The 12,304-nt window shown below is 38.3% G+C and carries 7 protein-coding genes; 1 reads left to right on the top strand and 6 read right to left on the bottom strand.

Going from position 1 to position 12,304, the window contains the following annotated elements:
- Nucleotides 1-12: 12 nt before the first annotated feature.
- The 3 genes from G466_RS0119255 to G466_RS0119245 all read right to left on the bottom strand — a co-directional run bounded on the left by G466_RS0119255 (nt 13) and on the right by G466_RS0119245 (nt 4,790).
- Complete coding sequence (locus G466_RS0119255) at nt 13-2,418, bottom strand: 3-hydroxyacyl-CoA dehydrogenase/enoyl-CoA hydratase family protein (protein ID WP_026815077.1); 2,406 nt, start codon at nt 2,416-2,418, stop codon at nt 13-15.
- Between the two features lie 12 nt (nt 2,419-2,430).
- The gene (locus G466_RS0119250; RefSeq protein ID WP_026815076.1) at nt 2,431-2,883 is read right to left on the bottom strand and encodes a MarR family winged helix-turn-helix transcriptional regulator; all 453 of its coding nucleotides are present in this window, start codon (nt 2,881-2,883) and stop codon (nt 2,431-2,433) included.
- A 134-nt stretch (nt 2,884-3,017) separates the two neighbouring features.
- A complete protein-coding gene (locus tag G466_RS0119245; protein WP_026815075.1) occupies nt 3,018-4,790 on the bottom strand; it encodes an AMP-dependent synthetase/ligase in 1,773 nt (590 codons plus the stop codon).
- Between the two features lie 475 nt (nt 4,791-5,265).
- Here G466_RS0119245 and G466_RS0119240 point away from each other — a divergent pair, with 475 nt between their 5' ends.
- Nucleotides 5,266-6,375, top strand: coding sequence for a glycoside hydrolase family 10 protein (locus G466_RS0119240; RefSeq protein ID WP_026815074.1), 1,110 nt, complete (start codon nt 5,266-5,268; stop codon nt 6,373-6,375).
- 149 nt (nt 6,376-6,524) lie between these two features.
- On the opposite strand, the gene G466_RS0119230 is transcribed toward G466_RS0119240, so the two are convergent.
- The 3 genes from G466_RS0119230 to purL all read right to left on the bottom strand — a co-directional run bounded on the left by G466_RS0119230 (nt 6,525) and on the right by purL (nt 12,176).
- The gene (locus tag G466_RS0119230) at nt 6,525-7,241 is read right to left on the bottom strand and encodes an AAA family ATPase (RefSeq protein ID WP_026815073.1); all 717 of its coding nucleotides are present in this window, start codon (nt 7,239-7,241) and stop codon (nt 6,525-6,527) included.
- A 162-nt stretch (nt 7,242-7,403) separates the two neighbouring features.
- Nucleotides 7,404-8,216, bottom strand: coding sequence for a class I SAM-dependent methyltransferase (locus G466_RS0119225; RefSeq protein WP_026815072.1), 813 nt, complete (start codon nt 8,214-8,216; stop codon nt 7,404-7,406).
- A 291-nt stretch (nt 8,217-8,507) separates the two neighbouring features.
- Nucleotides 8,508-12,176 (bottom strand): phosphoribosylformylglycinamidine synthase, encoded by a 3,669-nt coding sequence (gene purL / locus G466_RS0119220; protein WP_026815071.1) that lies wholly within the window; start codon nt 12,174-12,176, stop codon nt 8,508-8,510.
- Nucleotides 12,177-12,304 lie beyond the last annotated feature (128 nt).

Raw genomic sequence — 12,304 nt, 5'->3', positions numbered from 1 at the left:
ATACTAAAGCTGTTAGTTTCTCAACGGTTTACCCGTTTTTAACATGTGCTGAATTCTTTCTAAGGTTTTTCTTTCAGTACATAGCGATAGGAAGGCTTCCCTTTCCAAATCCAATAGATACTGTTCAGATACCAGGGTAGGCTCAGATAAGTCTCCTCCTGCCATTACATACGCCAATTTATTGGCAATCTTCTTATCGTGTTCACTTATGTAATTACTGTCTTCCATAGCATCAGTACCTACTAAGAACATTCCAAGGGCTTGTTTTCCAAGGACTTTAATATCCTTGCGTTTAATAGGTTGAGTATATCCTGCTTCTGCCATTAATTTGGCATGTGCTTTGGCGGTTGCTATTTGTCGGTCTTTATTGACTACCACTATATCCTTTCCGTGTTGTAATATTCCTAGGTCATAGGCTTCGTAGGCAGAAGTAGAGACTTTTGCCATTCCTATAGTAAGAAAGTACTCCTGGAGAACGTTTAATTCTACGTCGTTTTTCTTAAAGGTATCCTGCGCTCGAAGGGCAAATTCTTTAGATCCACCTCCACCAGGGATAACTCCTACACCAAATTCTACCAATCCTATATAAGTCTCAGCTGCAGCAACTACCTTATCTGCATGAAGAGAAAGTTCGCATCCTCCACCTAAGGTCATCCCATGGGGTGCCGAAATGGTAGGAATTGCGGAATACCTCATTCGCATCATCGTGTCTTGAAACATTTTAATAGCCATATTCAGCTCATCATATTCCTGCTCTACCGCCATCATAAAAATCATTCCAATATTGGCTCCTACGGAGAAATTGGGAGCTTGGTTGCCAACTACCAATCCTTGGAAATCTTTTTCAGCTATATCTATAGCCTTGTTTAGTCCTGCAAGTACATCGCCACCAATGGTATTCATTTTGGATTGGAATTCCACATTTACTATTCCATCTCCTAAATCTTCTACTACAACACCACTGTTTTTAAATACTTCATTGGACTTACGAATATTATCTAGGATAATAAAAGCATCTTGTCCAGGTACTTTTTCTGATTTTTTAGCGGTGATATTATAAAAATAAGTAGCCCCATTTTTTACGTTGTAAAACGACTTATTTTCGGATGCTAGCATTTCTGATACCCATGGGGCAGCTTTTAGACCTTCACTTTTTATCATTTCTAATCCCTCTTGCACTCCAATGGCATCCCATATTTGAAAGGGTCCATGTTCCCATCCAAATCCAGCCTTCATGGCATCATCAATTTTATAGAGGTCATCCGCTATTTCTGGGATCCGGTTAGATACGTAGGCAAATAGCGCTGCAAAGCTCTTTCTGTAGAACTCGCCGGCCGTGTCTTTTCCACCAACTAACACCTTATAGCGGTCTACAACCTTATCTATGGTTTTTGTAAGCTCTAAAGTGGCAAAACTAGCTCTTTTATTAGCTCTGTACTCCATGGTATTGAGGTCTAGTGTTTTTATCTCACTGGAACCATCGGCATTCTTTATTTTTTTATAAAAACCTTGTCCTGTTTTACTTCCCAACCATTTGTTTTCCATCATGGTATTGATGAAGCCAGGCAGTTTAAACAGCTCATGACGTTCATCATTGGGGCAGTTTTCATTAATACCGTTGGCAACATGCACTAGGGTATCCAAACCTACTACATCTACTGTACGGAAAGTAGCCGATTTAGGTCGACCTATTACAGGACCAGTTAATTTGTCAACTTCTTCAACAGTAAGTCCCATTTCCTTAACCATGTGGAATAGGCTCTGTATTCCAAAAATACCTACACGGTTCCCTATAAATGCAGGGGTATCCTTGGCTATAACCGAAGTTTTCCCCAAAAACTGTTCACCATATCCATTTAGGAATTCCAAAACCTCTGGTGAAGTTTTTGGTCCTGGAATAATCTCGAATAGTTTTAAATATCTGGCGGGGTTAAAAAAGTGGGTTCCACAGAAATGTTTCTGGAAATCCTCACTTCTACCTTCACTCATAAATTTTATAGGAATACCAGAGGTATTGGAAGTGATTAATGTTCCCGATTTTCTGTATTTTTCCAGATTTTCGAATACCTTTTTCTTGATGTCCAATCGTTCAACGACCACCTCAATAATCCAGTCAACCTCGCCAACTTTAGCGATATCATCTTCAAGATTTCCAGTGGTTATTCGCTGGGCAAACTTTGGGTGATAAATGGGGGAGGGCTTGGATTTTAATGCAACCATTAAAGATTCGTTTACCAATCTATTGCGTACTGCCTTATCTTCTAAGGTGAGTCCACTGGCTTTTTCCTTATCATTTAGTTCTCGTGGTACTATATCTAGCAGTAAAACTTCTACTCCTATGTTGGCAAAGTGACATGCTATTCCACTTCCCATGATTCCGGAGCCAATAACTGCTACCTTTCTAATATGTTTTTTCATCAATAGTTATTATTAATTGGTTATGGACTTTTTATCGTAAATTTTCTTTTCCGAGACTAAGCGGTTTATTAGCTCCGCCACCTCAAAAAATGAATTTAATTGTTCTTCTGATACATGAGACTTTATGGTCTCATTAAAGCGAATGACTACTGCTTTGGAGTCATTTCTTTTTTCACGTCCAAAATCAGTTAGGTGAATTAGGACTCCTCTACCATCATTAGGGTTGGGTTTGCGTACTATGAGACCCTTTTGTTCCATGCTTTTTAGTATTCTAGATAAACTGGTGGCCTCCATTCCCATCTTTGGACCTAAAGCTGTGGAAGGAGTACCTGTTTTAGGGTCTATGCTTAAAAGCGTAAAACCGACAGCCATAGTGCTGCCAAACTTTTTAGCTTCCTCATTATACATTTTTGTTACTGCTTGCCAAGTGGCGCGTAACGCATAATCTATTGTTGTATCTTTCATTTATTTGATGCGAGAATTTCAAAGATAAGAAAATTTATTATGCATGCATAATAAATTTAATAAAAAATAGCAATGTAAAAAAAAGCTCCTTATTGTTGTAAGGAGCTGATTGTTATAGGGTAGCGGGATATTGGTTAATGGCCATATATTTCTTTGTAGAGATCTTTATACTTTTCCCTGACTATTTTTCTTTTCAATTTTAGGGTGGGGGTAAGGTGTCCTTCTTCTATACTCCAGACATCCGGGGTAAGTCTAAACTGTTTCACTTTTTCCCATTTGGCGAAATTTTCATTGGCGAGGTCTACTTCCTCTTGGTAACGTTCCAGTACCTTTTCATTGGTGACTAGGTCCTTATTATCGCCCACCTTTACATTATGGATTTTGGCCCAATCTCGGATAAAATCGAAATCGGGTTGGATTAGGGCTGCAGGCATTTTCTCCCCTTCCCCAATAACCATGATCTGCTCTATGAATCGGGATTGTTTAAATCTATTTTCCAATAATTGTGGGGCCACGTATTTACCTCCAGAGGTTTTAAACATCTCTTTTTTTCTATCGGTTATTTTTAGGAATCCATCCGAATCTATTTCGCCGATGTCCCCGGTATGAAAATATCCACCCTCCAAAACCTCAGCTGTTTTCTCCTTATCCTTATAATACCCTAACATCACTTGGGGTCCTTTTACGCAAATTTCTCCATCTTCGGCAATTTTCACTTCCGTACGATCCAATAACTTTCCTACAGTTCCTATTCTAAATCCGCCATCGCGCATATCGTTAACGGAAATTACCGGAGAAGTTTCCGTAAGTCCATAACCTTCCATAACGCCCATTTCTGCAGCATTGAATACTCTTGCTAATCTAGGCTGTAATGCGGCACTTCCGGAAGCAACAAAGCTTAATTTTCCACCTAGGCCTGCTTTCCATTTACTAAAGATTAGTTTACGGGCAAGAGCTAGTTGCCACTCGTACCACCATCCATTTTGTCCGTATGGCTCATATTTTAATCCGATATCCACTGCCCAAAAGAACAGCATTTTCTTTATCCCGGTCAAGGCTGCTCCCTTTGCAATAATTGAGTCGTACACTTTTTCCAAAACCCTGGGAACGGCAGTCATAACATAGGGAGAAACCTCCTTTATGTTATCGCTAATTTTATCCATAGATTCGGCATAGTGTATCGATACTCCTCTAAACTGGTAGAGGTATATGATCATACGTTCATAAATATGGCATAAAGGCAAAAAACTCAACGCATTTGTATCTCCTTCTACAAGAGAAAACCGCTTAGAACTTTCCAATGCGTTGCTCACTACGTTATCATGTGTGAGCATTACACCTTTTGGTCTTCCCGTGGTACCAGAGGTATAGATTAACGTTGCCAAATCGTGGGGCTTAACCGCATTTTTGTGTTTTTCAACCTCTGGCTGATTAGCAGTATCTACACCCAACGCCAAGATTTCGCTCCAATTTTTGCAATTGTCCAATTCATCGAATGAAAACACCTCCTTTAAATTAGGAATGTTTTTCCGTACTGCTTCCACCTTGTTATACACCTCACTACAAGAGACAAAGCAATAAATGGCCTCTGAATGATTAAGGACATATTCGTAATCCTCCTCGGAAATAGTTGGGTAGATAGGTACGTTTTGAGCCCCTAATTGTAGTATCCCTATATCCATAACATTCCACTCCGTTCTGTTGCTCATGGATATCACGGCAATTTTATCATTTGGTTTTATCCCTAATCGTAATAAAGCGCGACTAATTTGATTTGATTTGTTTACATATTCTTGGGAAGAGGTAGCTACCCATTCTCCATTGTACTTGGTTACCAATGATTTTTTAAGATTGTATTTCTCCAACTGATAATAGGGGAAATCAAAAAGGCGGGTAATTTCTTGCATATTTCTTGAGCTATTCGAATTGCCAAATTAAGAAAACGGAACGGTATAATAAAATGACTTTTGTATAATTTGATATATATAATTGTTGAAATTACATTATTAATCGTAAATCCACCCATATCCTCATTGCTAAAGACAGCTTGTTCTTTAATATAATAGCTCCTTTCAAGAACAACTACTTTGAATTTGATTTGGCTATAAAATTTAAATCTTTTAGGATACATTAGTTATTTTAAGGTGGTAATACTGGAATTTCCTCTTATAAATTTAATAATAGATCAAGAGTTTAAAGAACTAACACGATAGCGTAACATGAGTTTATAAAAGCGAAATTTCCTATAGTGTTATCAAAGTAATTAAGCAGCCATAAGTGATATATTAAAATAGGGGGGAAACCATTTCCATTATAGCCGGAATTTTGATTATTTTGACCTTTCGTAATACTATTATTTTATTAACCCATTAAAACACACAAATGAAAAAATTAATTGCCGCCATTGTCATTATTTTTAATCTGTACTCTTGCGCGGAAAAATCTAAAATCCCTGTCTATGCATGGACGGGAGGACCTGGTGAGGCTACGGACCAAGAGTTGTTGGCTACTTTTAAGGATTATAAGGAAAAAGGCATAGACGGATTAATGTATAATGGAGGTCAAGATCCTAAAACATATGAAAGGGTTGGGAAATTGGTGAAGGAAGCCGGACTCGAATTCCATACCTGGGTACCTACTATGGTACAAGGGGATAACCCCAAGTTGGCGCCTGAACTATATGCAATAAATAGAAATGGGGAATCTGCATTTGATAAACCGGTATATGTTCCATATTACAAATTTCTTTGTCCCAATAAGCCCGGTACGCATCAATTTTTGGCTGAGTTATATGGAAATATTGCTTCTGTAGAAGAAGTAGACGGAATCCATTTGGACTATATCCGGTTTCCCGATGTAATTTTAGCGGAAGGACTTTGGGATAAATACGGATTGGTGATGGATGAGGAGTATGCTCCTGCAGACTATTGCTACTGCGACGATTGCGTGGCAGATTTTAAGGTAGAGTCTGGAATCGATATCAAGGAAGTGGAAGATCCTTCGCAAGTAGCAGAATGGAAGCAATTTAGGTACAACTTAATTACCGATGTGGTAAATGGTATAGCAGAAGTAGTGCATGAGAAAGGAAAGAAAATTAATGCAGCTGTTTTTCCTGGCCCTAGTATCTCCAAGAAATTGGTTAGACAAGAATGGGATAAATGGAATCTAGATGCTATTTACCCTATGAATTATAATGATTTTTACCTAAAAGGCCCAGAATGGGTAGGGGAGGTTACTAAAGAAGAGGTGGCGGCCGTAAATAACCAGAAACCTATTTTTAGTGGGTTGTTCATCTGTCCTAATCCAGAGAATAAAACTGAAGAAAACGATCCAGAAAATCACGGATTGTTGCCGTCCGAAATAGAAACTGCTATCAGGGGATCTATAGAAAACGGCGCTACCGGAATTTGCTTGTTTACTCCAGAACGTATGACAGCGGAGCACTGGGTAGCTTTTGAGAAAGCTATATATGCCGATTATACCAAAAAATAAAAAATATTGTTTTAGCCTTCTTGTAAGGGGTGTAGGAAAAGAAGTTATTAGTATAATAAAGTCCGTTGGATCTGGAAACAGCCCAACGGACATTGTTTTTATGATACTAGGAGTATTATTTTCCTAGGTGATACATATGAACGAACTATCTAATTTTGCGCTTTCTTTTCTTCCCATTCTATTATCAGTTTTTTTACTTCCCTATGGATAATGTCCTTGGCTTCGGCATAGGAAATGTCATATTTCCTTTCAATATCCTGGAGTTTTTCTGGATACCTGTTTAGCAATTCGTCGTAATAACTGTCTAGTTCTTTCCGTGAAGGAAGTTCAAATTTTAATCTTAACTGAAATCGCCTTAAAACAGCCTTGTCGATTATTTCAATATGATTCGTTGCCGCAATAAGCAAGGTGTCATTTGAAAGGTAATCTATTAATTGAATGACTGTATTTACTAGCCGTTTCATCTCTCCTGAGTCCTTGTCGTCGTAATCCCGAAGTTTTCCCAAAAAATCGAACTCATCAATAAATAGGACGGACTTATCCCTACTGGCTTTTTGGAAGATATTGGAGACATTTTTGGCCGTTTCCCCCAATCGGGAGGATACAATTCCTCCCAAATTAAGAATAATGATGTCCTTGTTCAACTTTTTAGCGATAGCTTTCGCTGTAGCTGTTTTTCCACACCCGGTATGCCCGTGTAAGAGAATTTTATTATCTATGGGTAAGTCATATTTTTTTAAGGCTTCAAAATGCTTAAACTCGTTCAACAACTGGTTTAAGGTGTCTTCGTTTACTTGGCTGAAATGAATCTGATCTAGGGAAAGCTCAATTTCCTTGGATTTTATCATTAAGTCATATATTCCCATAGAGTCTTTTAAATATTATATTATGAGATGGATTATAATCTTCAAAGATATTTAAAACCATACGGTTTCTGGGAAATCAGTAACAGGTATAATAAAAAAAGAATGGCAGTGATAGTTTAGAGGAGGATGTATATGCCTTTATCCTTCTATTCTTATGAGGTTTTATTTGGTAGTACTCTTCTTGGTTGCAACTAAGGAATAGACCAGTGGGATTTTATTTTCTAGATGTTTTATTCTGAATTTCCCTGGTGCTATTTCTACGGTATGGTTGAAACAGTTATAAGGCGAATAATCAAACTCCTCAAAGGATTTAATTTCTAGTCCCGCCAAAATTAGACCACTGATCACTTCACTTAAACTGTGGTTCCACATTACGTACTCCTGTTCTATTTCAGCATTTTTGTCGGCATAAGTTCCCTGTTCTGTTTCTACAATTGCTCCTGAGTTGAAGTAATTGTAGGCAACTTTCTCAAAATTGTCATCAAACATCCAAACTACAGGATGAAATTCTACGAATACTAACTTACCACCTGGTTTTAAAAATCTAGCTATAATTGTAGCCCATTTATTTAAATCAGGTAGCCACCCAATTGTTCCATAGCTTGTAAAAACAATATCAAATTGATGGTTTAAATATTTTGGCAAATCATAAATGTCGCAACATATAAAAGTGGCTTTGGAGTTTGTGTCAGCGGCAATTCTCTTGGCAGCCTCAATTGCTTTATCAGACAGATCTACACCTGTAGCCTGTGCTCCTAAACGACAAAGGGAGATAGTATCTTGACCAAAGTGACACTGTAGATGAAGAATACTTTTCTCTTTTATATCGCCCAAAAGGTCCGTTTCTATTTGGTTTAAAGAGGATTTTCCATTCAAAAAACCATCAAGGTCATAAAAATCCGAATTTAAATGTGCATTAACCCGGTTATTCCAAGATGCTTTATTGATGGCCTGGTAATTTGATGCTTTTTCCAATTTATATACTGTTTGACTACCCAATTCCCGTATTTGACTTTTTCTCTTTTCCTCGATTCTACTTTACTAGATCATTAATTAGGTATAATTAAGGTCAATAGACTTCTCTAGGGTCAGATGGCTGCAATAAATACCATTAAAAGTAATGATTTTATGGTTTGATATTTATAGATCGTCATCTTTTTAATAGATTAATCAACACCATTTTAGAACATGGTTTATCCCCTAAAAATAAATTACCCCGAAGGAAATTTCCAACGGGGTAATATATATTAAAATGACAAATGAAAATTACTTACCGTTATTTTCGATCCATTTCCTCGCGTTTACGAATGCTTCTAACCAAGGAGAAACTTCATCTTTTCTATCCTTAGGGTAGTGCGGCCAGTTCCATTGGAATATAGAACGTTCTATATGGGGCATAGTGACTAAATGCCTACCTGTCTTATCACACATCATAGCAGTGTTGTAATCACTCCCATTAGGGTTAGCAGGGTACCCTTCATAAGCATAATTGGCTACAATTTGATAACTATCTTGAGAAAGAGGTAGTTTAAATTTACCTTCCCCGTGAGAAATCCACACTCCCAGGCTGGTGCCTTCCAATGAGGAGAGCATCACCGATTTGTTTTTCTGGATTTTTACAGAGGTAAATCCGCTTTCGTGTTTTTTAGAATTGTTATAGGTAAGTTTCCCATGCTCCGAATGCTCTGGATTAATTAGTTCCAATTCCATAAACAATTGACAACCATTACAAATTCCCACAGAAAGCGTATCAGGTCTAGCAAAGAAATCTTTCAGTGCTTTATTGGCCTTCTCATTATACTTAAATGCTCCAGCCCAACCTTTAGCACTTCCTAATACATCCGAGTTGGAGAATCCGCCCACGGCGCCAATAAATTGGATATCTTCCAACGTCTCTCTTCCTGATATTAAGTCGGTCATGTGTACGTCCTTAACATCAAATCCGGCCAAAAACATGGCATTGGCCATTTCACGTTCAGAATTACTGCCTTTTTCTCTAAGAATAGCAGCTTTAGGTCTTTTACCAGTAGCCGGTTTTTCAGGCATTTTACCTTCAAAATTAGCTGGAAAAATATAGTTTAAAGGCTGATTCTTATAATTTTCATATCGATCTTTAGCCAAATTATTGGCGGTTTGCTGCTGATCTAAAAGATATGAGGTCTTAAACCAAGTGTCTCTTAAGGACTCTATATTCAGTCCCATTTCCACCTCATTGTTTTTGATGGTAAGCGTAGCTTCTTCAGTAACGGAACCAATATGGTAAAATACAACTCCTGCTTCGTTAAGTATAGCTTCTACAGAAGCGTCCTTAGCTTGAAAAACGATTCCAGAATTTTCAGCAAACAACAATTTAATGGTATCCGGCTCCTCAATTGATGTTAAGTCTAAATTTGCACCTAAATTTTGGTCTGCAAAACAAAGCTCTAAAAGGGTAGTGATCAATCCACCAGAAGCAACATCATGTCCTGCAAGAATTTTGTCCTCTACGATTAATTTCTGAATCGTATTGAAGGTATTCTTAAAGTTTTTAGCATTAAGTACGGATGGAGCTTCGTTTCCAATAGTATTGAAAACTTGAGCAAAAGAAGATCCGCCTAATTTGTGACTGTCTTCTGATAAGTTAATATAGTAGATACCTCCTCCATTCCTTTGTAAAACAGGTTCAACTACTTTATTAATATCGTTACAGTTGGCAGCAGCTGAGATAATTACAGTTCCTGGTGCGATTACCTCGTCATTTTTATAACGTTGCTTCATGGAAAGTGAATCTTTCCCGGTAGGAACATTGATTCCTAAGGCGATAGAAAAATCAGAAACGGCCGAAACAGCTTCATATAGTCTAGCATCTTCCCCTTCATTATTACAAGGCCACATCCAGTTCGCAGAAAGCGATACCGAGGAAAGTCCATCCTTTAATGGGGCCCAAACAATATTGGTCAATGCTTCAGCAATGCTATTTTTACTACCCGCGGTAGGATCAATTAGTCCGGAAATAGGAGAGTGCCCAATAGAGGTGGCAATTCCTTCCTTCCCTTTATAATCCAACGCCATTACCCCACAATTGTTTAAAGGCAATTGTAGCGAGCCTACACATTGTTGTTTGGCTACTTTCCCTCCAACACATCGGTCTACCTTATTGGTTAACCAATCTTTAGAGGCTACAGCCTCTAATTGAAGTACGTTTTCCAAATACTCGTGAAAATGCTCCAAAGAATAAACAGGGGCACTGTATTCCCTTTTAATCGTAGTATCTGTCATGATGGTTTTTGGAGAGCTCCCGAACATATCGGACAAATCCAAATCCATTGGTTTTTCTCCAGTAGTGGCAGATTCAAAAGTAAAACGCTTGTCTCCGGTTACATCACCTACTTTATACATAGGCGATCTTTCCCTATCCGCAATTCTTTGCAATGTATCTATATCTTGCTTACCTATTACTAGGCCCATGCGCTCCTGGGACTCGTTCCCGATGGTTTCCTTGGCCGATAAGGTTGGGTCTCCAACAGGCAACTTGTCCAAATCTATTTTTCCACCTGTATCTTCCACTAGTTCGGAAAGACAATTTAAATGTCCCCCAGCCCCATGATCGTGAATTGATACTATTGGGTTATGTTCTGCTTCTACCATCCCTCTGATAGCATTAGCAGCTCTTTTTTGCATTTCTGGATTGGAACGTTGTATGGCATTAAGTTCTATAGAAGATCCAAATGCGCCGGTATCTGCACTAGAAACAGCAGCACCGCCCATCCCGATACGATAATTATCTCCACCAAGAATTACAATTTTATCCCCAGCTTTTGGTTCTTCTTTAATTGCCTGACTAGCCTTACCATATCCAATACCTCCGGCTTGCATAATCACTTTATCATAGCCTAATTTGCGATTATTTTCATCATGTTCAAAGGTAAGAACAGACCCAGCAATTAAAGGCTGACCAAATTTGTTGCCAAAGTCAGATGCTCCATTAGATGCTTTAATCAAGATATCCATTGGGGTCTGGTATAACCAATCCCTTTCCTTCATAGCTTTTTCCCACGGTCTATTGTCCTCTAATCGGGAATAAGCAGTCATGTAAACAGCTGTTCCTGCCAATGGCAAAGAGCCTTTACCTCCTGCCAGTCGGTCACGAATTTCACCTCCTGCACCGGTAGCAGCACCACTAAAAGGTTCTACTGTTGTCGGGAAATTGTGGGTTTCCGCTTTTAGGGAAATAACGGATTCAAAATCACTTTCCTTATAAAAATCGGGCTTGTCTGCAGTTTTCGGAGCAAACTGAACCGCCTTTGGTCCCTTAATAAAGGCTACGTTATCCTTATAGGCCGATACAATGTCTCCCGGATTCTCCTTGGAGGTCTTTTTTATCAACTGGAAAAGAGAGGATGGCTTTTCTTCGCCATCAATGATGAAAGTGCCATTAAATATCTTATGCCTACAGTGTTCTGAATTCACTTGACTAAATCCAAAAACTTCGGAATCGGTCAATTTACGCCCAATCTTCTTAGACATCTCCTGTAGGTATTCTACTTCCTCTTCATTAAGGGCTAAGCCTTCCTTTTCATTGTAAGAAGCAATATCTTCAATTTCTTGGATGGGAGCAGGTTCAACATCTATTTTAAATATATCCTGATGTAGTGAACTATATTTTTGAGACAGCATAGGGTCGTAGTCCTTAAACTCCTTGTTTGAAGCTAAAAACTCCTCAATTCTTACTATCCCAGATATACCCATATTTTGGGTGATTTCCGTGGCATTGGTACTCCATGGCGTAATCATGGCTGCCCTAGGACCAACAAAAAAGGCGTCTAAAGACGCCGCTATTATCTTAGGTTGATTACCAAATAACCAACTAAGCTTTATTATATCTTCCTGTAACAGATCTTGCTTGGTTTGTACCGCAAAAACTTTGGTGTCGAGGTCTCCGAAGAAATGAATCATCTAGTTTATAAATTGTAAGATTAAGAAAGGCACAAATTTACGGTTTTAAACTGAAATTTATAAGGAGAATAGTTAACAGTTTTATGGTGATATTGTTAATTATTATTAAACATTGGAACCTAATATGA

Source organism: Arenibacter certesii DSM 19833 (genome assembly GCF_000429545.1).
Classification (GTDB): domain Bacteria; phylum Bacteroidota; class Bacteroidia; order Flavobacteriales; family Flavobacteriaceae; genus Arenibacter; species Arenibacter certesii.
The sequence above is the reverse complement of the archived record's forward strand: the minus strand, read 5'-3'. Positions and strand labels throughout refer to the sequence as shown.